Origin of the sequence: Sodalis sp. dw_96 (genome assembly GCF_018449575.1) — a bacterium.
Taxonomy (GTDB): domain Bacteria; phylum Pseudomonadota; class Gammaproteobacteria; order Enterobacterales; family Enterobacteriaceae; genus Acerihabitans.
Map to the genome: position 1 here is coordinate 102,658 of NZ_JAAVUT010000013.1, position 21,960 is coordinate 124,617.

At 55.1% G+C, this 21,960-nt stretch carries 14 protein-coding genes and 1 pseudogene; 10 read left to right on the plus strand and 5 right to left on the minus strand.

Annotation, left to right across the window (positions count from 1 at the left end):
* Positions 1–451 precede the first annotated feature (451 nt).
* The 7 genes from HB631_RS18440 to HB631_RS18470 all read left to right on the plus strand — a co-directional run bounded on the left by HB631_RS18440 (position 452) and on the right by HB631_RS18470 (position 10,838).
* A complete protein-coding gene (locus HB631_RS18440; RefSeq protein ID WP_213992643.1) occupies positions 452–1,927 on the plus strand; it encodes a gamma-aminobutyraldehyde dehydrogenase in 1,476 nt (491 codons plus the stop codon).
* A gap of 34 nt (positions 1,928–1,961) precedes the next feature.
* On the plus strand, positions 1,962–3,122 hold the full coding sequence (ydcS, locus tag HB631_RS18445; RefSeq protein WP_213992659.1) for a putative ABC transporter substrate-binding protein YdcS: 1,161 nt from the start codon (positions 1,962–1,964) through the stop codon (positions 3,120–3,122).
* 102 nt (positions 3,123–3,224) lie between these two features.
* The gene (locus HB631_RS18450; RefSeq protein WP_213992644.1) at positions 3,225–4,250 is read left to right on the plus strand and encodes an ABC transporter ATP-binding protein; all 1,026 of its coding nucleotides are present in this window, start codon (positions 3,225–3,227) and stop codon (positions 4,248–4,250) included.
* A gap of 5 nt (positions 4,251–4,255) precedes the next feature.
* A complete protein-coding gene (locus HB631_RS18455; protein ID WP_213992645.1) occupies positions 4,256–5,251 on the plus strand; it encodes an ABC transporter permease in 996 nt (331 codons plus the stop codon).
* 25 nt (positions 5,252–5,276) lie between these two features.
* Entirely contained in the window at positions 5,277–6,083 is an 807-nt protein-coding gene (locus HB631_RS18460; RefSeq protein ID WP_213992646.1) for an ABC transporter permease, read from the plus strand.
* Positions 6,084–6,128: 45 nt separating this feature from the next.
* Positions 6,129–7,553: an aminobutyraldehyde dehydrogenase gene (gene patD / locus HB631_RS18465; protein ID WP_213992647.1), complete on the plus strand. Its 1,425-nt coding sequence runs from the start codon at positions 6,129–6,131 to the stop codon at positions 7,551–7,553.
* 558 nt (positions 7,554–8,111) lie between these two features.
* On the plus strand, positions 8,112–10,838 hold the full coding sequence (locus HB631_RS18470) for a cation-transporting P-type ATPase (RefSeq protein ID WP_213992648.1): 2,727 nt from the start codon (positions 8,112–8,114) through the stop codon (positions 10,836–10,838).
* A gap of 283 nt (positions 10,839–11,121) precedes the next feature.
* On the opposite strand, the gene HB631_RS18475 is transcribed toward HB631_RS18470, so the two are convergent.
* Positions 11,122–12,441, minus strand: coding sequence for a ferric reductase-like transmembrane domain-containing protein (locus HB631_RS18475; RefSeq protein ID WP_213992649.1), 1,320 nt, complete (start codon positions 12,439–12,441; stop codon positions 11,122–11,124).
* 236 nt (positions 12,442–12,677) lie between these two features.
* Here HB631_RS18475 and HB631_RS18480 point away from each other — a divergent pair, with 236 nt between their 5' ends.
* Both HB631_RS18480 and ygjG read left to right on the plus strand, forming a co-directional pair.
* Positions 12,678–12,977, plus strand: a complete 300-nt coding sequence (locus tag HB631_RS18480) for a hypothetical protein (protein ID WP_213992650.1) — start codon at positions 12,678–12,680, stop codon at positions 12,975–12,977.
* Between the two features lie 277 nt (positions 12,978–13,254).
* Positions 13,255–14,601, plus strand: a pseudogene (ygjG, locus tag HB631_RS18485) (putrescine aminotransferase); the annotation flags it as partial.
* A 213-nt stretch (positions 14,602–14,814) separates the two neighbouring features.
* On the opposite strand, the gene HB631_RS18490 reads toward ygjG, so the two are convergent.
* The 4 genes from HB631_RS18490 to malK form a co-directional block, all read right to left on the minus strand.
* Positions 14,815–15,759 (minus strand): Rpn family recombination-promoting nuclease/putative transposase, encoded by a 945-nt coding sequence (locus tag HB631_RS18490; RefSeq protein ID WP_213992652.1) that lies wholly within the window; start codon positions 15,757–15,759, stop codon positions 14,815–14,817.
* A 1,018-nt stretch (positions 15,760–16,777) separates the two neighbouring features.
* On the minus strand, positions 16,778–17,716 hold the full coding sequence (gene malM, locus HB631_RS18495; RefSeq protein ID WP_213992653.1) for a maltose operon protein MalM: 939 nt from the start codon (positions 17,714–17,716) through the stop codon (positions 16,778–16,780).
* Between the two features lie 107 nt (positions 17,717–17,823).
* A complete protein-coding gene (locus HB631_RS18500) occupies positions 17,824–19,131 on the minus strand; it encodes a maltoporin (protein WP_213992654.1) in 1,308 nt (435 codons plus the stop codon).
* Between the two features lie 19 nt (positions 19,132–19,150).
* Positions 19,151–20,284: a maltose/maltodextrin ABC transporter ATP-binding protein MalK gene (gene malK, locus HB631_RS18505; RefSeq protein ID WP_213992655.1), complete on the minus strand. Its 1,134-nt coding sequence runs from the start codon at positions 20,282–20,284 to the stop codon at positions 19,151–19,153.
* 389 nt (positions 20,285–20,673) lie between these two features.
* On the opposite strand from malK, the gene malE reads away from it, so the two are divergent.
* A complete protein-coding gene (gene malE / locus HB631_RS18510) occupies positions 20,674–21,867 on the plus strand; it encodes a maltose/maltodextrin ABC transporter substrate-binding protein MalE (RefSeq protein WP_213992660.1) in 1,194 nt (397 codons plus the stop codon).
* The last annotated feature ends 93 nt before the right edge of the window (positions 21,868–21,960 follow it).

Genomic DNA, 21,960 nt, shown 5'->3' on the forward strand with positions numbered 1-21,960 from the left:
CGGTCTCCCTTTAACACGTTTGCCGCACGTTCGGTGATCGCGGGCCTACCCTGCTGTGGGGCGCTCGGTCGGGCAGAAAAAGCATGCCCGATTCGACCCCATCAGCACGGTCTCCCTTTAACACGTTTGCGGCACGTTCGGCGATCGCGGGCCTACCCTGCTGTGGGGCGCTCGGTCGGGCAGAAAAAGCATGCCCGATTCGACCCCATCAGCACGGTCTCCCTTTAACACGTTTGCGGCACGTTCGGTGATAGCGGGCCTCCCGCGCCGTGGGGCGCTCGGTAGGGCGGGAAAAGCATGCCCACATCCCTTTCGTTTTTTTCGAACGCTCCGTTCGTTATTTAGAATTTGTCGCAGGGCCCGGGGGCGGGATAGTCTCATCGATAAGATGATGTATAAGGTTATGTAGATAAGTTGTTAACTCCCATGTCCGGGCCGGAGGGTTACCACTTTGATCGATCAGTCGCTGTTAACCGGGATTCCCTGGGTCAATTATATCGGTGGAGAAAAAGTCGCCGGCGAGGGATCGGCGGAGAATATTGTCAATCCCGCCACCGGCAAGGTGATACTGACGCTGCGGGAAGCCGGCGAGGAGCAGGTGATGGGCGCGGTGGCCGCCGCTCACCGGGCATTTCGGCAGTGGTCCGCCACCACGCCGGCCCATCGTGCGGGCGTATTGCTGGACATCGCGGCGGTCATCGAGCGTGACGGCCGGCAGTTGGCCGGACTTGAGGCCCTTAACTGCGGCAAACCTTTTCATCAGGCGTTGAACGACGATATCGCCGCCGCCGCCGATGTTTTCCGATTCTTTGCCGGTGCCGTGCGTTGTCAGCAAGGGCAACTGGCGGGTGAGTACCTCCCCGGACATACGTCGATGCTTAAGCGAGATGCCATCGGCGTGGTGGCCTCCATCGCGCCGTGGAATTATCCGCTAATGATGGCCGCCTGGAAAATCGCTCCGGCGCTGGCGGCCGGCAACACCTTGGTCTTCAAGCCCTCTGAACATACCCCGTTATCCATTCTGGCCTTGATGCACCGCCTGGACGGCCTGTTGCCGGACGGCGTAATCAATATCATGTTCGGCCGCGGCGAAACCACCGGCGCGGTGCTGGTGAATCATCCCCTGGTACGGATGATATCCGTGACCGGCGATACCGTCACCGGTCAAAAGATTCTACAGGCGGCGGTAAGCGGTATTAAGCGTACCCATCTGGAGCTGGGGGGGAATGCGCCGGTGATTGTCTGCGATGATGCGAATCTGGAGGCGGTGGTGGACGGTATCCGGCGGTTCGGCTATTACAATGCCGGCCAGGATTGCACCGCCGCCTGTCGCGTTTATGCCCAGGCCGGTATTTACCCTCGTCTGGTGGAAGCCTTGGGTGAGGCGGTGAAAAGCCTGCGTTTCGCCGGTGCCATCGACGATGAAAACGATCTTGGTCCGCTGATCTCCGCCCGCCAGCGCGATCGGGTGGCCAGCTTTATCGAGCGGGCGCTTGAACAGCCCCATGTTTCACTTATAGCCGGAGGCGAGGCCTACGACGGCGCCGGTTTTTTCTACCGGCCGACGCTGCTGGCCGGCTGTCTGCAACAGGACGAAATCATTAAGCGAGAAGTGTTTGGTCCGGTGGTCAGCGTGACCTGTTTTGATGGTGTCGAGCAGGTGCTGGAGTGGGCTAACGACTCGGAATACGGTCTGGCATCCTCGGTCTGGACGCGGGATGTGGATCAGGCGTTTTACCTGGCGTCGAAATTGCAATATGGCTGTACCTGGATCAATACCCATTTCACCCTGGTGAGCGAGATGCCGCACGGCGGCTTTAAAAGCTCCGGCTACGGCAAGGATCTCTCCGGTGAAGCGTTGCAGGACTATAGCGTGGTTCGTCACATCATGGCGAAATTCGACGGTCGGTTTCCCCCACGGCACTGAGCCTTTATCGTATGACAGGAGACAGGCAATAATGATGAAATTAACGCAGGCGGGTATTTTCTGTTTCAGCGTGCTGTGCGGCGGAATACTGGCCCATGCAGCAGGTCTTCCGGCGCAATTGGGAAAAAATGAGGGACAGGTGGATATTATAGCCTGGCCCGGTTATATCGAGCGTGGCCAGACCGATAAAAACTATGATTGGGTCACTGCGTTTGAAAAACAGACCGGTTGCCAGGTGAATGTGAAAACCGCCGCCACCTCCGACGAGATGGTCAGCCTGATGGCCAAGGGCGGCTACGATCTGGTGACCGCGTCGGGAGACGCTTCGCTGCGGTTGATTTACGGCAAGCGGGTTCAACCCATCAATACCGCGCTGATTCCCAATTGGCATAATGTCGATCCCCGCCTGTCGGGCGGTCCCTGGTATAACGTCGGCGGCAAGGTATACGGCACCCCTTATCAATGGGGACCGAATGTGCTGATGTACAACACCAAGGTCTTCACCACGCCGCCGGACAGCTGGGCGGTGGTGTTCGAGCCGCAAAACCTGCCGGACGGCAAAAGCAATAAGGGACGGGTTCAGGCCTACGACGGTCCAATCTATATCGCTGATGCGGCGCTTTATCTCAAAAGCGCCCGGCCGGAGCTGGGCATTAAGGATCCCTACCAGTTAAACGAAACGCAATATCAGGCGGTGCTGGCGTTGCTCAAGCAGCAGCACCCGCTGATCCACCGTTACTGGCACGATACCTCGGTGCAAATGAGCGACTTTAAAAACGAGGGCGTGGCGGCTTCCGGCGCCTGGCCCTATCAGGCCAATGCCCTTGAGGGCGCAGGGCAGCCCATCGCCACGGTGATACCCAAGGAGGGAGTGACCGGCTGGGCGGATACCACCATGCTGCACGCCGACGCCAGTCATCCCAACTGTGCCTATCGCTGGATGAACTGGTCGTTGGAACCGAAGGTGCAGGGGGATGTGGCCGCCTGGTTCGGTTCGGTGCCGGCGGTGCCGGAGGGGTGTAAAGCCAGCACGTTGTTGGGGGCCAAAGGTTGTGAGACCAATGGATTTAATCAGTTTGAGAAAATCGCCTTCTGGAAAACCCCCACCGCTAAGTGCGATAGCGCCGGCACCGGGCAGTGCGTCCCCTACAGCCGCTGGACGCAGGATTATATCGCCATTATGGGCGGGCGCTGAGAAAGAGAGCTGCCGGATGCGTGGTGTTGTCATCGTCGAGGTAGCAATTACCGGGGATATTGCCGTTAAAGTGCATGTCCGTTGACCTGGAGGAGAATCACTATGACCAGCGCCGTTGTCCTGGAAAATGTATCCCGTCGTTTTAACGGCGTGCCCGCCGTAGACCGGGTTACCCTCGATATCGCCGACGGGGAGTTTTTCTCCCTGCTGGGGCCGTCGGGCTCGGGCAAAAGCACCTGCTTACGGCTGATTGCCGGTTTTGAGCAGCCGGATACCGGCATCATTCGTTTGCACGGCCTGGACGCCGCCGACCTGCCGCCCTATCGGCGGGATGTGAATACCGTTTTCCAGGATTATGCGCTGTTTCCCCATATGTCGCTGCTGGATAATGTGGCCTATGGCCTGATGGTGAAAGGGGTAGGGCGTGGCGAACGGATGAATCGCGCCCGGGCCATGCTGCGGCTGGTGGAACTGGAGGAGGTTCATGACCGTAAACCGGCCCATTTGTCCGGCGGCCAGCGGCAGCGGGTGGCGCTGGCGCGGGCATTGGTGAATGAACCCCGGGTACTGTTGCTGGACGAACCGCTGGGGGCGCTGGATCTCAAGCTGCGGGAGCAAATGCAGGGAGAACTCAAAACCCTGCAACGTCAGTTGGGCATCACCTTTATTTTTGTCACCCACGATCAGGGGGAAGCGCTTTCCATGTCGGATCGGGTGGCGGTATTCAATCGCGGGCGCATCGAGCAGGTGGACAGCCCTCGTCAGCTTTATCTAAAGCCCCACAGTACCTTTGTCGCCAATTTTGTCGGCAGCGCTAATGTTATCGGCGGTGAACTGGCGCGGGAGCTGACCGGCGAGAACGGCGTCTTCGCCATCCGGCCGGAGTTCGCCCGGATTCACCGGGAAAACCGGCCGGCGGCGGCGGATGAGCTGTCGGTGAGCGGCGAATTGAGCAATATCCTGTTTCAGGGCGCCATGACCCGTTATGAATTGATTTTGCCCCAGGGCATGCGTTTTACCGTCTGCCAGACGCATCCGGCGGGAATGGCGGAACCGGACGGGCCGGCGGTGGGCCAACGCTTGACGGCGTCATGGCCCCGGGCGGCCATGACGGCGCTTACGGAGTAAGGGGGATGGATATGACCTTGCCGGATCCCAAAAAATCCCAGCCGCAATCCCGGTTACCCTCGCAGCCGTCATTCCAGTCGCCTTCCCCGTCCGGATCCGGCGGCGTCCTCGCCACGTTTTTCTATCGGCGGCCGGCGTTTTTCCTGCTGTTGCTGTTGTTGCCGCCGTTGATGTGGTTCGGCATCGTGTATATCGGCGCATTATTGGCCCTGCTGTGGCAGGGGATGTATACCTTCGATGATTTTACCATGACGGTGCAGCCGATTCTCACCGCCGCCAACTTCACCGCGCTGTTCAGCCCGGCCAACTACGATATCATTTTACGCACCCTGTGCATGGCGGTGGCGGTGACGGTGGCCGGCGCGCTGCTGGCCTTCCCGCTGGCTTATTACATGGCCCGCTATACCCGGGGCCGCACCAAGGCGTTTTTTTATATTGCGGTGATGATGCCCATGTGGGCCAGTTACATTGTCAAAGCCTATGCCTGGACTCTGCTGCTGGCTCATGACGGCGTGCTGCAATGGTTTTTGCAGCATATGGGTCTGGAGGGTTGGTTGCAGGCGGTATTAACCGTGCCGGGTATCGGCGGCAGCACCCTGTCCACGTCCCATCTCGGTCGCTTTCTGGTGTTTGTCTATATCTGGCTGCCGTTTATGATCCTGCCGATCCAGGTCGCGCTGGAACGGCTGCCGCCGTCATTGTTGATGGCCTCCGCCGATCTCGGCGCCCGGCCTGGCCAGACTTTCCGCTATGTGATCCTGCCGCTGGCCGTCCCCGGGATCGCGGCCGGATCGATCTTTACCTTTTCCCTGACCATGGGGGATTTTATCGTGCCCCAACTGGTGGGACCGCCGGGTTATTTTATCGGCAGCATGGTTTACGCCCAGCAGGGGGCCATCGGCGATATGCCCATGGCGGCGGCCTTTACCCTGGTGCCGATCGTCCTGATCGGTATCTACCTGACGCTGGCCAAACGCCTGGGGGCATTTGATGCGCTGTGAATGTTTAAGCCGGAAAGGTGGGTAAATGAATAGCGAACGCGCGCCGCTGGCGCTGAAATTCTCCGCCTGGGGCGGGCTGGTTTTCCTGCATTTTCCGATATTTATCATCGCGCTGTATGCGTTTAATACCGAAGATGCGGCGTTTAGCTTTCCGCCGAAGGGTTTCACCCTGCACTGGTTTGTCCTGGCCGCCGGGCGGCAGGATATTCTGTCGGCGTTGCTGCTGTCGCTGGAAATAGCCGCCATGGCCACCGCCATCGCGCTTTTCCTCGGCACGCTGACGGCGGCGGCCCTGTACCGGCGTGATTTCCTCGGTAAGCAGGCCATTACCCTGATGATGATCCTGCCCATCGCCCTGCCGGGCATTATTACCGGCATTGCGCTGCTTTCCGCCTTTAAGGCGCTGGGGGTTGAGCCGGGGGTAGCCACCATTGTCATCGGTCACGCCACCTTTTGCGTGGTCATGGTCTTTAACAATGTGATTGCCCGCCTGCGACGTATTCCTTACAGCCAGATTGAGGCGTCGATGGATCTCGGCGCCGACGGCTGGCAGACCTTCCGGTATGTGGTGCTGCCGGGGCTGGCCTCGGCCATGCTGGCGGGGGGGATGCTGGCGTTCGCATTGTCATTTGATGAAATCATCGTCACCACCTTTACCGCCGGACATGAACGGACCTTGCCCTTGTGGCTGCTCAATCAATTGGGACGACCGAGGGATGTGCCCATCACCAACGTGGTGTCGCTGCTGGTGACGCTGGTGACCATGTTGCCGATACTGTGGGCCTATTACCTGACCCGAGGCGGTGAAGAGACCGCGGGGGGCGAAAAATAATGTTTATACCCATCTTCCTCCAGGTTACTGAATAAGGAACAGGCTATGCATGATAAATTACTGATAAACGGCCGGGCCGTGGCGGGAACGGGAAAGCAGACCGCGGTCATCAACCCGGCCACCGGCGAGACCATCGTGACCTTGGCCGAAGCCGGCCTGGCGCAGGTGGATGCCGCCGTGCGGGCGGCGGATGCGGCTTTTGACAGCTGGGGGCAGACCACGCCGAAAAGCCGGGCCGCCTTGCTGCTGCAGCTGGCGGACGCCATTGAACAGCACGGTGAGTCCCTGGCGCGGCTGGAATCCCTGAACTGCGGCAAGCCTTATCATTGCGTGATCAACGATGAAATCCCGGCGGTGGCGGATGTTTTCCGCTTCTTCGCCGGGGCTTGCCGCTGCCTTGGCGGCAGCGCCGCGGGGGAGTATCTGGAAGGGCATACCTCCATGATCCGGCGCGATCCCATCGGCGTGGTGGCCTCCATCGCCCCCTGGAATTATCCGCTGATGATGGCGGCCTGGAAACTGGCCCCGGCCCTGGCCGCCGGCAACTGCGTGGTGTTCAAGCCCGCGGAGCAGACGCCGCTGACCGCACTGTATCTGGCGGAGCTGCTGGAGAAAATTTTCCCGCCGGGAGTGGTGAACGTTCTGTTCGGCACCGGCAGTGAGATAGGCGACGCCTTGACCGGCCACGAACGGGTACGCATGGTCTCGCTGACCGGTTCCATTGCCACCGGCGCTCATATCCTTTCCCATACCGCCGGCAATATCAAAAAAACGCATATGGAGCTGGGGGGTAAGGCGCCGGTGATTGTTTTTGACGATGCCGACATCGCCGAAGTGGTGGAGGGAATCAGAACCTTCGGTTTTTATAACGCCGGGCAGGACTGTACCGCCGCTTGCCGCCTGTATGTTCAGCGCGGGGTGTATGATGAATTGGTGGAGGCGCTCGGCCGCAGCGTCGCCACGCTGAAAACCGGCGATCCCGCGGATGAAAATACCGAATTGGGGCCGCTGATTACCCAGGCTCATCTGGAGCGGGTGGCCGGTTTTGTCGAGCGGGCGAAAGCCCTGCCCCATATCCGGGTGATTACCGGCGGCGCTCCCTTAACGGGCAAGGGATTCTATTTTGCCCCCACGGTGCTGGCGGATGCGCGGCAGGAAGATGAAATCGTCCAGCGGGAAGTCTTCGGGCCGGTAGTGACCGTTACGGTATTCGATGACGAGGCGCAAGTTATCCGCTGGGCCAATGCTTCCCCCTACGGACTGGCTTCCTCGGTCTGGACGTCGGATATCGGCCGGGCTCACCGGGTAACCGCCCGCTTGCAATACGGCTGTACCTGGGTCAATACCCATTTCATGCTGGTCAGCGAAATGCCCCACGGCGGCCAGAAACTTTCCGGCTTCGGCAAGGACTTATCCATGTATGGCCTGGAGGATTATACCGCCGTACGTCATATCATGATCCGGCATTGATACCTGCCCGCCGTGGATGCCGGGGCTGGCATGGCCTGGTGAATTGCGGCGAGGCGGTACGCTTGAAATGGTCCATCAAAGCGTGAATCCACAGGCAGCTTGAACGATGTCACGGCCTCTGCCGGTGCTAATGCTCTTCGCTAAATTTGAGACGAGATTGATTAAAATGCCTGTTTTTTTTCGATCCTCAATATTTTCAAGGATCACCTTTGATAATGAATTTTCCCAACTTAATAAGCTGGAAAAGAACTAGAGATTTGATCGTAATGCCTATTATCCGGCAGGCTTACAATAGTCATTAAGATGAGTTGATTAATTAAATAATAATAATATAAATTGGTCTAATATACTCTTCTTGCCTCTAATATATATATTTGATTCTCGTATAATAATTAATATTAAATGGCTTATTAAAATTTAGGTTAATTAATTTATCATTCTCCTCTTAATAAGCTGACTCACCTCTCATTGATGTCGGTATGAGGCTGTTATTATTAGGTTACTCATCTTCGTCTGTTTGATACTGGAAAGCCGCTTTTGTCAACCGGAGAGTCCTTAATGAATATCTCACCGCTAGAGCCGTCTATTTCATTGCAGAAATCGAATAACGCCTGGTATAGGCTGGATACGGAAGAAACGCTGCGCCAACTCGATACCAGCGATGCCGGATTGGCGCCGATGGATGCCGCCGAGCGGTTACTCCGTTATGGACCCAATACATTGCCGGCGCGTAAAACCCGGCATCCCTTATTGCAATTCCTGGCACATTTCAAGGATGTGCTGATTTACATATTGCTTATTGCGGCGGTATTAAAAGGGATCATGGCGCAGTGGGTGGATATGATTGTTATCCTGCTCGTGGCGGTCATTAATGCGTTGATTGGTTTTGTGCAGGAAAGCAACGCCGAAAGGTCGCTCAAAAGCATACAGAATATGCTTTCCAGTAAGGCGGTGGTGATCCGTGGGGGGGAAACCCTGACCATTGAAGCCCGGGAATTGGTGCCCGGCGATATTGTTACGCTGCGCCCGGGGGATAAAATTCCGGCGGATCTCAGATTGCTGGAGGCCCATAACCTGCTGGTGGAAGAAGCGATCCTCACTGGCGAATCGACGGTGGTGGAAAAGCAAACCGGGGCCATTGACCGGGAAGTGACCATCGGCGATCGCATCAACCTGCTGTTTTCCGGCACCACCATCAGCGCCGGTACGGCCAAAGGCGTGGTCATCGCCAGCGGCGGCGAGACCGAACTGGGCCATATCAACCAGATGATGGAAACCATTGATCCACATCGCACGCCGCTATTGGCGCAAATGGATCGTTTGGGCAAAGGGATTTTCCTGCTGATCCTGGCGATGATGGTCGTGCTGTTTGTTTTTGCTTTTTTCCTGCGGGATATGCCGTTCACCGAGCTGCTGCTGGCGCTGATAAGCCTGGCGGTAGCCGCGGTTCCCGAGGGCCTGCCGGCCATTATCTCGATTATCCTGTCCCTTGGCGTACAGTCCATGGCGCGTATTCGGGCGATTATCCGCAAGCTGCCGACGGTGGAAACGCTGGGCGCGATGACCGTGGTCTGCTCCGATAAAACCGGTACGCTGACAATGAACGAAATGACTGTGAAAGCGGTGGTCATGGCGGATCGCAGCTATCGGGTCGAAGGGGATAGCTATGAGCCGGTAGGTAAAATTTTTTCACAGGAGGGCGAACGGGAGGTGGAACTGAGTCAAAATGCCCCCCTGGCGCGCTTTATTACCGCGGTTGAGCTGTGTAATGACAGCCAGATCAGGCAGGACGAACAGGGCCACTGGGGCATCACCGGAGGGCCGACGGAGGGTGCCTTAAAGGTCTTGGCCGCCAAATCCGGCCTGCGGCTCGGCAATGTGGAGCTGCGGGATAAAATCCCGTTTGATTCCGCGTATAAATATATGGCGACCCGCCATCAGGTGGGGGAGGAAATCTCTATCTTCCTCACCGGGGCGCCTGATGTGCTGTTTGCCTTCTGCCATCAGGAACTGGCGGAGGAGGGAATACGCCCGTTCCGCCGGGATTATTGGGAACAGGAAATGGGCCGCCATGCCAAGCAGGGATTGCGCATGGTGGCCGCCGCGTTTAAAAGCGACCAGGGAGGGGAGACGGCTTTGGAACATGAAACCATCCAGCAGGGTATGGTCTTTGCCGGCATGGCCGGGATGATGGATCCACCGCGCCCGGAAGCCATTGATGCCATTGCCCAGTGTCAACGGGCCGGCATTCGGGTGAAAATGATCACCGGCGACCATCAGGAAACCGCCATGGCCATCGGCGCCATGCTGGGTATCGGCACCGGGGCCGATTCCATCACCGGCAGCCAGCTGGAGCATATGGATGACAATCAGCTGGCCGATGCGGCGGTGCGTTATGATATTTTCGCCCGCACCAGTCCGGAACATAAGCTGCGGCTGGTAAAAGCATTACAGAACAAGGGAGGGATAGTAGGTATGACCGGCGACGGCGTCAACGACGCGCCGGCGCTCAAACAGGCCGATGTGGGTATCGCCATGGGGATCAAAGGCACCGAGGTCACCAAGGAAGCGGCGGACATGGTATTAACGGACGATAATTTTGCCACTATCGCCAACGCGGTAAAGGAGGGGCGACGGGTTTACGATAACCTGAAAAAAACCATCCTGTTTATTTTGCCCACCAACCTGGCGCAAGGGCTGTTGATTATTTTTGCCATTCTGGCCGGCGCCGTCATTCCTCTGACCGCCCTGCAAATATTATGGGTCAATATGGCCACCTCCACGACGCTGTCGTTCGGCCTGGCCTTTGAACCGGCGGAAAAAGGGGTGATGCACCGTCAACCCCGCGATCCGGCCCGGCACGTGCTGGATGGACATGCCATTTGGCGCATCGGTTTTGTCGGTACGATTATCGCCTGCAGCGCCTTTTGGCTCGAGTCGCTGCTGCTGCCCCGCGGCTACAGCAGCGAATTTATCCGCACCCTGATAATGCAAACGCTGGTGACCGCGCAGTGGATTTATATGTTCAACTGCCGTGTGACGGATCGCTTCCCGCTGAACCGTGAAATGTTTCTGAATAAGGGATTATGGCTGGTGACCGGCGCGCTGATTGTGCTGCAACTGGCCATCATCTATCTGCCGTTTATGAATAGGGCGTTCGGCACCGTGCCGCTGCCGGCTTATTACTGGGGCGTGACCCTATTGGTGAGTATCGGTATTTTTATCATTGTCGAAATTGAGAAATGGCTGTTTGCCCGGTTCCGGTCCGCCGCCAAAGCGGCCTGAGTATTAACAGATTCGCCTGGGGTCAATAAGGCGGGACAGGATGATAGAAGAGCAAACCGTCCGCGCCATGGACGGCGCGGATCGAGCCTCCAGGGACGGATTAACGGCAGGTTTATTATATAGCTACGATCTAGCTTCCTGTCCAGACCGGTTACTTTGTCAACAAGCTTAGCCCTTAACCATAAACCCGCAGGTAAGCGAAAAGCAGGGACAGCGCCACGATAATGATCCCGGTGGCCAGGGCCAGCCGTTCGGCAAAGAGTCTTTGCATCGCCGGTTCTCCTCAAGCAAAATTGTAACGTTCGGTATGGTATTTGGACATGGGTACGTCCATCTCAGCCAACGCATTTTCGATGGCATCCATCATCATGTTGGGACCGCAGATAAAATATTCATGCATGTTAAAGGGCGGCGGCAGATTGCGTCTGAACAGATCGGCGTTTATATAACCCATTTCTCCCGTCCAGCTCTCATGAGGACGGGTCAGGACGTGCACCAGCTTAAGATCGAGCCGCGCCTGCAGTGCGTCCAGTTCCTCGCGAAAGGTAATGGATTCCCAATCCTTGCTGCCGTAGATCAAGACCACCGGGCGTTTGTCGCCGCGGTCGGCTAAAGTACGCAGCATGCTCATCATAGGCGTAATGCCGACTCCGCCGGCGACTAACACATGCATATCCGCCGGATTGCCAATGGTAAAGGCCCCGTAGGGACCGTCCAAATAGACCCGTTGTCCGACGGCAACGTGACTGATTTTGGCGGTAAAATCCCCCAGTTTTCGGATCGATATTTCGACGCTTCCGTCACGGGCCTCCGCGCTGGAAGAAAAGGAGAACGGATGGCCGGTAATCTTGAACGGACTGCCCCACAACGTTAGCCAGCCGAACTGTCCCGGCGTAAACCGGAATCCTGCGTGTCCTTCCGGCTTCATCACCAACGTCGTGGTATTACCGCGTTCGGTTTTAACCTGTACCACCCGGTAAGGCCGTCGCAGTATAAGCAGCGGTTTCACAATACGGACATAAGGCAAGAGTGCCAGCCAGAACAGCGTCAATCCGCACCATAGCGCTTTTTTTACCGGATCCACCAGATAGACGCCCCATGCCACCATATGCAGGATACCCGCCGCCACGGCCAACACCGCCAGGATGATGTGGGTCAGATGCCAGACTTCGTAGCTTAACTTCAATTTCACCCGCCACAGCGCCATAATGATTAAGGCAATGAGGGAATAAGTGGATATCGCCGCCAATCTGGCGCGCCATGGAGCGGCAATGAAATTAAGCAGCGCGAGAAGTTCCGGCCGTATAACAAACAGGATAAGCGGATGGGCTAGCACCAGGCCAAGGGCAAAGAGTGATATCCTTCGATGGAAATGATAAATAACATCCTCGCCCCAGGGTTTGGTTACCCAGCGAAATCGCGCGGTAAGGCCGAATTGCAGCCCCATTATCGCCAGTCCGGAATATCCCAGGGCAATGGATAACTCTGTCCAGAAGTCTCTCGCGGGAGGCAAAGAGCCGAATAATAAAAAAAAGAGCGGAGCTAATATAAAGAACAGATATATAATTAACCATAATATATTACGCAGCGCAAAGTTAACCATCTTTATCCTCCCCGCATATCATCGTATTATTAGAGTCCTGCCATTATAAGTCCGCATTTCTTGTAATAAATTGCGCGGGCTCTCCGTTTGTAAATATTTTTTTGATGAAAAACACTGGATATATCATTAAGTGGTGTTTATATAAATATTATTAATATTTCATGGCTAAGCCGATACCAGTACGGATGCTTATCTATTTTTATTAACTATAACCCCTAAAGGCCATGACGTGTTTTATGTTATTCAACTTTGTGTTTATTGTATTTGAGTGGCGTAACGGGACCGCGTTTTCCGCTATCGGTGAGAATATGCCGGTGGCTAGGGCGTTATCCGCTATCGATGAGAATATGCCGGTGGCTAGGGCATTTTCCGCTATCGGTGAGAATATGCCAGTGGCTAAGGCGTTAAACTCGGGGTCATGGCTGGGGGGCCTGTTGCGAGCCGGTAGCGGGCATCTCTTTACCGACCCGTCGGTGGGGATAAAATCCGATATTTTATTGATTACCCATTGTTATTCATTTATTTATTTGCTATAAAAAGCTGCGTTAAAAAATTTGCGCAAGAATTGCTTCCCTTTTTGCACCTATTTGTGGCGACCATGCTCATAACCAGTGCATATCTTTTTTCCGTACATCAGTTTGAATTTTTTTATCAGCGTTTAATTCCATTGAATGACCTTTCTCGTTATTTATATCTCGAACTTGTCGTATTTATTAACCTTTTGCTTTGAAATGACATCATTGGTTACAGTTGGCCCAGCTCCTGCTAGAATGATATTGATATCATATGATATCTCCTTCCAAGGGGTCCATTTTGTCCAGTACATCCGATAACCTTACCCCGCTAGAGTGTACTCAGCAGGCTTTGAAGTGGATCGAAAAAGAAACGCTGACGCAAGATGAAATGATTGATCTTAATAATCAAGTGATGAATTCTTTTAAAGAATATGTGAACCCCGGTTTTCTGGAATATCGAAAATCGGTCACGGTAGGCGGGGATTACGGGGCCGTAGAATGGCGGGCCAGCGGCCTTAATACGCTGGTGGACACCCAGGGCAGGGAATATATCGATTGTCTGGGTGGTTTCGGTATTTTTAACGTGGGGCACCGTAATCCAAAAGTTCTTTCCGCCGTCGAACATCAACTGGCCAAACAACCTCTTCACAGCCAAGAATTACTCGACCCGTTACGGGCGCTGCTGGCCAAGACCCTGGCGACGGTGACCCCGGGCAAACTAAAATACACTTTCTTCAGCAATAGCGGCACCGAGTCGGTGGAGGCGGCGTTAAAACTGGCCAAAGCGTACCAGGCGCCACGTGGTAAATTCAGGTTTATCGCTACCGCCGGCGCCTTTCACGGTAAAACCCTTGGCGCGCTGTCCGCCACCGCCAAAGCGACGTTCCGCCAGCCGTTTATGCCGATGCTGCCGGGTTTTGATCACGTGCCTTTCGGCGATATCGACGCGATGCGCAATCATCTCTATGAGTATCGAGATGTCGCGGCGGTGATCTTGGAACCGATTCAGGGCGAAGGCGGCGTCATCATTCCGCCCTCCGGGTATCTGGCGGCGGTGCGGGAATTATGTGATGAAACCGGTGCGCTGTTGATCCTGGATGAGGTACAAACCGGCATGGGCCGCACCGGCAAAATGTTCGCCTGTGAGCACGAGGGCGTCCAGCCGGATATCCTGTGCTTGGCCAAAGCCCTCGGCGGCGGCGTGATGCCCATTGGCGCCACCGTCGCCACCGAAGAGGTGTTTTCCGTACTGTTTGATAACCCCTTTTTGCATACCACCACCTTTGGCGGCAATCCCATGGCGTGCGCGGCGGCACTGGCAACTTTTAACGTGCTGTTATCGGAGGATCTCCCGGCACAGGCGGTGCAAAAGGGCCAGGTCTTGCTGGCGGGACTTTCCCGTCTGGCGGCGGCCTATCCAGAATTTTTGGTTGAGGCGCGGGGCCGTGGACTGATGCAGGCAGTGGAGTTTCGACGTAATGATATTGGCTATACCTTCTCCCAGGGCATGTTCCGTCATCAAATCTTGGTGGCCGGCACCCTGAATAACGCTAAAACCATACGTATCGAGCCGCCGCTGACCATCACCCTGGAGTATTGCCACCAGGTCCTGGCCGCTGCGGAACAGGTGTTGGCGGCGATGAGAGGTAAAGAGCCCAGCGCCCATGTGTTTATGAAGCCCACGGCTACACCGGTAACCACGCCCATAAAAACCGCCGCCCCCGCTGGGGTGGCGGTTATGGCGTCTGCCTCGCTGCGGTAGTTGGAATTGACTGCATAGGCCTGCAAAAAAGCCCCCTTACAGCAAACGGGATGGGGGCATAAGGGGTAAGCCGGGCCGATTTTGGCCGGTAAACTTTTAATACGCCAGAGAAGACAGTTGTTCATCGCTAAGTGCAGTGACGCTTTTTATCAGCTCTTTGTCAAAGCCGCGTACAAAGAGCTGACTGGCGACCTTGCGTTTTCCCTCCAATTCACCTTTCTGTACACCTTCTTTTATACCTTCTTGTATGCCTTCTTTTATGCCTTCCTGAATACCTTCGAGCCTTCCTTTATCGGCCAGTTGTTGTGCTATGGTCATGATATCCTCCTGATAACGGGGTGCCAGGCGTTGCAGCCTGTCGATAAAGAGTGTGGCGTCCGGACTGTTTCCGCTCTCGCCGATATAAATCATCAGGCTTTTAAACAGTTCCGACGGCAGAGGCTGATGAGATAATATCGTACCCAAACTATCCGCCAGTTCAATCATATCTTTCAGCCGGATATGTTTTTGCACCAATTCCAATGCGGCAACGCCGCTGTGTGTCATGATCTCCTTATCCGGCGTCACCGTGATATCCACAAGGGGAAAGGGATTGCCGTACACCATACCGGCCAGTTCAGGATTCTCGAAGCAATCCAGCCAGTTGTTGGTATAGGGATAAGGACTTTGACTGCCATGGTAGAACAGCAGCGGTACGACAACCGGTAATTCCGTATGGCCTTTATTGAGATGCTGCTGCATGGCCGACAGGCTATAACGCAGCAGCCGGAAAGCCATCAATTTATCCGAGCGGCTCTGGTGTTCCACCAGGCAATAAATATATCCCTCTCCCCACTTGGTGCGGACCGAATACAGCATGTCGGAATAGTGCTGACGCAGATTGGTTTCCACAAAAGAGCCGGAGCACAATTCCAGTGTATTAAAATCACAGTGCTGCCGTAAAGCCTCCGGAACATGTTTTTTGAAAAAATCACGGGCAATGGACGGATCGGCCATATGCATTTTGAATATCGCATCATGGCGTAAAATATTAGTTGTCATAGTTTATTTCGATATTATTTGTAATTTGTAAGATGCAAATCGCAATAAAATACCCTGTGGTACTAATGCTTCATGGGGTTTTTACGGCACTATTGTCAAACAAGCATTGCCAACAAGCATTGCCAAATAGACATTGTCAAACAAGCATTGCCAAACAAGGATGTCCAAATAACAGACCGGCGATGCGGGGAATCCTTTTGGTGTGGAATATTTGAACTATAATTCAAAAGGTTGTAGGGATAATGAATTAGGATGAAAAACGGGCGTTACCTTCGATTGAAAAGGAAACGTCTGACCAAGATGCGTTTTATAAATATGCGTTTGATCAGATTGTGTTTGGCCGGAATGCCTATGGCCAGGACATAGTCGGCCAGGGCTCAATCGGCCTGGATGTATTTGTTTGGGACGCAGTTGGCTAGGGCAGGATGATTTTATCCGGTGTTTATTCATATAATATGGCCGATATAAAGGGACGATAAATTAAAGGGTTGGGTAATTTTATAGTGGATATCAATAAGATCAAAAAATGAATGGCAGTAAAGGGTTATGCTCCTGGTAATTTTTGTAAAAGGGGGTTGGTCGGGACAGAAACGATATTATCAATTTCTCATAAAAAGTCGAATAAAAGATATTCTCTGATAAAATCAAAAATATTTATTATAAAATTTATGAATGAAAAGGTCGCAAAAATAAACAAAGATAAAGTTGCGAACAATAAAGGTTGGTGATCCATTTTAAATTATGCGCTCGGCATCGGGCTCTTGAGCATGAGGTCAGTCGTCGGGGCGGATGTTGTCGGCAGGATTGAACCGTCAGTCTCTTCAAGACATTGATTGACGAAAGGTATGTGCCGACTCGGGGGGATAGGGGAAGCTGTTCGGCGTCAACGCGGCGTTTTTTTGCATTGAATTGAGCCGGTGTCGGGGCGGGCAGGGCAAGACGTTATGTATCGGTCGGCAAAAGAGGTGCGCCGAAGCGCACCAAAATTCTGCCAAATATCAGCAGTATAGGGAAAATATTATCCCTTGCCTTTTACACTGCTGATAAATGTTTGCCGTGCCGACGTCGAGCCCAGACGCTCCGCTTCATTGAGCAGTTTCAGCGCCTTGTCGATATTGCCGTCGTGCACCGCCTGTTTGATGGCGCGGTTAAAATAGCTTTCGGTATCGTTCAGCACCGGCGCAACGGGAGCCGCGGGCAAGGCGGAGACGGGCGCAGCCGCTGCCGGTGCCGTCGGGGCGCTGGCGGCGGGCATCGTGCTGCCTACCACCACCGGTTGCGTGTCATGTGACGAGAAGAACTGGCCAATCATGATATTGCCGCTGTTTTGTTCGGAGCGGACTTTTATCTGAACAATGCCGTCCGCGCTGTGGCGGGCGTAGGGGTCCGGCACATCCGGGATGACGTTGCCGACACCTTCGGCATAGAGTTTGGCCGGATTGATCATTTTAGTACGGCCCGCCAGATCCCTGCGTGTGGTGTAAATCAGCAGGTAGATCTGTTTCTGTCCCAGTACCGGCGTCAGTTTCATGGTCCCTTCCAGCCGGTTCGCCGAGGCTATGCCCGGCTTTTGATAGGGGAAGTAACTGCTGGGAAAAAAAGCCGCCGGATGCATCTGCTCATCCAGCACCAAAACGTTGGGGGCGAATGCGCTTTCGTGTTTGATTACGCTTGCGAGGGTAATTTCCAGCGACCCCTGATTGGCGGGCAACGTCACCGCCACTACCGGTCCGGTGATGTCACCCTGGTTGATGCCGGAGGCGGAAGCGCCCAGCACAAAATCCTGCTCAGTCGGCGGCACCAGCGGCTGCCATGCCAGGCTTTGCAGTGTGGCCACGGAAAGGGCGGGGGCAACGGATACATCCTGCGGGCCGGAGAACGGCGCGGCGGACACTGAGGGTAGTAATGACAGGCTCAAAGCCGGAAACAGGCAGAGGGCCAGAAGATGTTTTTTCATTTTTTTTATCCTCGGAAAATCACGGCCCGTATTCTTCAGGCAAGATGAATACGGGCCAAAGCATTATGCGTGCCGGCGGGCATCAGATGCCCGCACGGACGGGGTGTTTACCACCAGGCTTCCGCCTGGACGCCGAACGTCACCTCGTTGTCGTCGCCACGGCTGAAGGTATGGTTGTTGGTATCGCTGTATGCGGCCCCTTCGACCAGGTTAGGGTTTGCCACAACATCGTCGCTGGTGGCGTAGCCCCATTTTTCGTTCCACTTGGCGTAGGTGGCAAACAGACGAATGGCCGGACGGGACCATATGCTGTTGCCTGCCTGCCATTGCTGGGCCAGGGTCACTTTATATTGGCTGTTACGCTGGTCGGTGGCCTGGGATTTGACGTTATCGTAACCGGCCTCCAGCAGGGTGCTCATGGTTTCGGTCCATTTGTACATTGGACGGACGCCTACGGTGTACCAGGTGGAACCGCTTGAATTATCACGATCCACATCCTGATACATGCCGACATAGGCCAGGCTCCAGGTGTCGTTGAAATCGATAGCGCCATGATCGATAACGCGGAACATATGGCCGTCATTGTTCATGTTGGTGATGGGATGACCTTTACGATCTTGGGTCATCGCGTCGGTGGCGTACTGCACCACAAAATTATTCAGGCTGGTGTCATGGAAGGTCTGGGTATGTTGGATGGTTGCCATCCAGCCATCTTTGGTGGCGCCATCGACGTTGGGACGATAGCCGTCGGTTTCATTGGCGCGGCCGTAGTCAAAACCAAATTCCAGCGAGCCGCCGGGATTCAGTGCGACCTGAGCAATACGGGCGTCGAAAATGTCGTTGGACAGGGCCTTGGTCCTCGTCACGCCATCGATAAAGGCCTGGGAGCCGCCCGCTTCACTGTTACGCGTCGCGGCCACCGACAATTTACCAAAGCCCAGATCGACATTTTCCAGACCGCCGCCAGGGCCGGAGATGTCCCAGTAGTAGAAGTCGATCATATCGACATTGTGACGTTGATAGTAACGTTTACCGGCCCAGAGGACGGATCCCGGCAACGAGTCAAACAGATTCACGCCCTTGACGTTCATCTGCCGGACGCTGGGGGTGGTGGGCTCATCGTCGTTCAACTGGGAGACGGCGTAACCGATCATGGAATCGACATAAAAGCTTTTGTTGCCGTCTTTCCATACTTCCTGGCCCAGTTCAATTTCGGCGTAGGTTTCGCATTCGTTACCCAGACGGTATTTACTGTCGGCGCCGGTGGCCTTGAAGCATTGCTGCTCGCCGCCGCTGCCGGTCCAGCCGATACCTGAACGTAAATAACCTTTGAAATCGACCGCGGACGCATGGGCCGATATAAGCGCTGTAGCCACTGCCACTGCCGCCAGAGAATATTTGCGCAGCATTATCATCGTTTTTCTCCTATTATTTTCATTGCTTATTTTGCTGGTGTACTTCAACGCCCGGCTCCAGGTGTTGCCGGCGACAGGCGCTGCCATCTTCACGGAATAGATGGCAGCGCTGCGGCGGCAAGCCGATGGCATAAGGGGTACTCTCCTCAACCAACACAACGTCGTTCTGGCGGTAAACCAGGTTTTGACGCAGCGCCGGAATTTGAATATGTATCTGTGTTTCGCGGCCCAACTGTTCCACCAACTGCACCACGCCGCTGAGGGTGACGTCGGCGATATCGCTTGGCAGCAGGTGTTCCGGGCGAATGCCGAGGGACATATTGCTGCCGGTCTGCACGCCGCCGCTGTCAACCGGCAGCCAGATCCGCTGGCGGTTCGGCAGTTCGACCTGCACTTGGTCGATGGCGGTAGCCGTGACCTTCACCGGCAGGAAATTCATTTTTGGCGAACCGATAAAACCGGCGACAAAACGGTTGGCCGGGTAGTGATACAACTCGAGAGGCTTACCCACCTGAGCCACGCGGCCGGCATTCAGCACCACGATCTTGTCCGCCAGCGTCATGGCTTCGGTCTGGTCATGCGTGACGTAAATCATGGTGCGTTGCAGACGCTTATGAAGGCGTGAGATCTCGATGCGCATTTGCACCCGTAGCGCGGCGTCCAGATTGGACAAGGGTTCATCCAGCAAAAAAACCTGCGGCTCGGCCACCAGGGTCCGGCCAATGGCGACCCGCTGGCGTTGGCCGCCGGACAGCGCCTTGGGGCGGCGGCTCAGCAAATGACCGAGCTGGAGAATGTCCGCCACCTCACCGACGCGACGGTCGATTTCAGCTTTTTTAACCCCGGCCAGCCGCAGGCCGAACGACATGTTTCCCGCCACCGACAGATGGGGGTAGAGCGCATAGGATTGAAATACCATCCCGACCCCGCGCTGGGCGGGAGGCACTTCATTCATCCGGCGATCGTTGATTCTCAGTTCACCGGAGGTGATATCCTCAAGTCCGGCAATCATCCGCAGCAACGTGGATTTTCCGCAGCCCGACGGCCCGACAAAAACCACAAACTCCCCCTCGCCGATATCCAAATTGATATCGCTGGAAATCACATTTTCACCGTAGCTCTTGCAGATATTCCGCAATGTAACGCTCGACATATGCGCTTCCTTTAGGTGCTGTTCTTAACGCCGTGCGTCGGTGTCCGGGCGGCGGGTTGACGGGCAGTGTGAGTGAAATGCGACGAGGGGAAATCATCCGGGCGGTTTTTTTTCAAGGGGGATGCTTAAGGAGGAAAAGAACGCGTTGGTTGCCGTAGGTTTCCACACGCAGGCAGATAAAGCGTGATGGCAGCAGCAAAATTTCAGTCAGTTTTATGAGGCATGGACCGCAAATTTTCCATCGCTGTTAAAGCGGTCACATTCATGCCGTTCAGGGCGTAGGGCGGGGGAGGATGAGCGTGAAAAAAGATTTGCGCAGTATGTCCGATGTGGAATTGTGCGGCTATCCCGCAGTGTCAGTACCCCCTTACCCAATAAAGGAAGGCATGATGACCATAATGACATCCGGTATACGTATCCTGACTCTCTCTGTTTTAACCTCGGCCATGGTGTGCGGTTCGGCTTTTGCCAAAATCGAAGAAGGCCGGTTGCTTATCTGGATTAACGGCGACAAGAGCTACAACGGTCTGGCCGAAGTCGGCAAAAAATTTGAACAGGATACCGGCATTAAGGTCAGCGTGGAGCACCCCGATAAACTGGAGGAAAAATATCCACAGGTGGCGGCCACCGGCGACGGGCCGGATATCGTTTTATGGGCGCACGATCGCTTTGGCGGCTACGCACAGTCCGGCTTGCTGGCGGAAGTGACGCCGGATAAAGCCTTCCAGGACAAGTTTTTCCCCTTTACCTGGGATGCGGTGCGTTTTAACGGCAAACTGATCGGCTATCCCATCGCGGTGGAATCCCTGTCGTTGATTTACAATAAAGATCTCGTCGCCGCGCCGCCGAAAACCTGGGAAGAGATCCCGGCGCTGGATACCAAACTGCGCGCCAAAGGCAAAAGCGCCATTATGTGGAATTTGCAGGAACCCTATTTCACCTGGCCGATCATCGCCGCCGCCGGAGGCTACGCCTTCAAGTCGGAAAACGGCGGGTACAATGTCAAAGACGTCGGGGTAAATAACGCGGGATCCGTGGCCGGCTTGCAATTCATCATTGACCTTATCAAGAACAAACATATCAGCGCCGATACCGACTATGCCGTTTCCGAGGCCGCCTTTAACAAAGGTGAAACCGCCATGACCATTGACGGTCCCTGGGCCTGGGGCAATATGGAAAAAAGCGGCGTGCATTACGGCGTGGCAGTGCTGCCGACCTTCAAAGGCAAGCCGTCCAAACCTTTCGTCGGGGTGTTGAGCGCCGGGATTAACGCCGCCAGCCCCAACAAAGAGCTGGCCAAGGAATTTCTGGAAAATTACCTACTGACCCGCGACGGCCTGAGCACCATGAATAAAGATAAACCGCTGGGTGCCGTGGCGCTGAAAAGCTACCAGGCCGAACTGGCGAAGGATCCGCGCATCGCCGCCACCATGGTGAATTCGCAAAATGGCGAAATCATGCCGAATATCCCGCAGATGAGCGCCTTCTGGTACGCCCAGCGCAGCGCGGTGGTGAATGCCATCAATGGTAAACAAACGGTCAAGGAAGCCTTGGACGGGGTCAAGGAGCGCATCGCCAAATAATGCGATATGGAACGCCCCATGGCACGGTAAGCCCGCGATCACCGATCGTGCAACGAACCTGTTAAAGGGAGAGCGTGCCAATGAGGTCGAATC

What these genes read in the sequence shown, in the direction of transcription:
- HB631_RS18500 (WP_213992654.1), bottom strand. Translation starts at nt 19,131, where the DNA reads ATGATAATGCTGCGCAAATATTCTCTGGCGGCAGTGGCAGTGGCTACA.
- malM (WP_213992653.1), bottom strand. Translation starts at nt 17,716, where the DNA reads ATGAAAAAACATCTTCTGGCCCTCTGCCTGTTTCCGGCTTTGAGCCTG.
- HB631_RS18475 (WP_213992649.1), bottom strand. Translation starts at nt 12,441, where the DNA reads ATGGTTAACTTTGCGCTGCGTAATATATTATGGTTAATTATATATCTG.
- HB631_RS18455 (WP_213992645.1), top strand. Translation starts at nt 4,256, where the DNA reads ATGGATATGACCTTGCCGGATCCCAAAAAATCCCAGCCGCAATCCCGG.
- HB631_RS18450 (WP_213992644.1), top strand. Translation starts at nt 3,225, where the DNA reads ATGACCAGCGCCGTTGTCCTGGAAAATGTATCCCGTCGTTTTAACGGC.
- HB631_RS18460 (WP_213992646.1), top strand. Translation starts at nt 5,277, where the DNA reads ATGAATAGCGAACGCGCGCCGCTGGCGCTGAAATTCTCCGCCTGGGGC.
- malE (WP_213992660.1), top strand. Translation starts at nt 20,674, where the DNA reads ATGACCATAATGACATCCGGTATACGTATCCTGACTCTCTCTGTTTTA.
- malK (WP_213992655.1), bottom strand. Translation starts at nt 20,284, where the DNA reads ATGTCGAGCGTTACATTGCGGAATATCTGCAAGAGCTACGGTGAAAAT.
- HB631_RS18490 (WP_213992652.1), bottom strand. Translation starts at nt 15,759, where the DNA reads ATGACAACTAATATTTTACGCCATGATGCGATATTCAAAATGCATATG.
- HB631_RS18480 (WP_213992650.1), top strand. Translation starts at nt 12,678, where the DNA reads ATGTTATTCAACTTTGTGTTTATTGTATTTGAGTGGCGTAACGGGACC.
- HB631_RS18470 (WP_213992648.1), top strand. Translation starts at nt 8,112, where the DNA reads ATGAATATCTCACCGCTAGAGCCGTCTATTTCATTGCAGAAATCGAAT.
- patD (WP_213992647.1), top strand. Translation starts at nt 6,129, where the DNA reads ATGCATGATAAATTACTGATAAACGGCCGGGCCGTGGCGGGAACGGGA.
- ydcS (WP_213992659.1), top strand. Translation starts at nt 1,962, where the DNA reads ATGAAATTAACGCAGGCGGGTATTTTCTGTTTCAGCGTGCTGTGCGGC.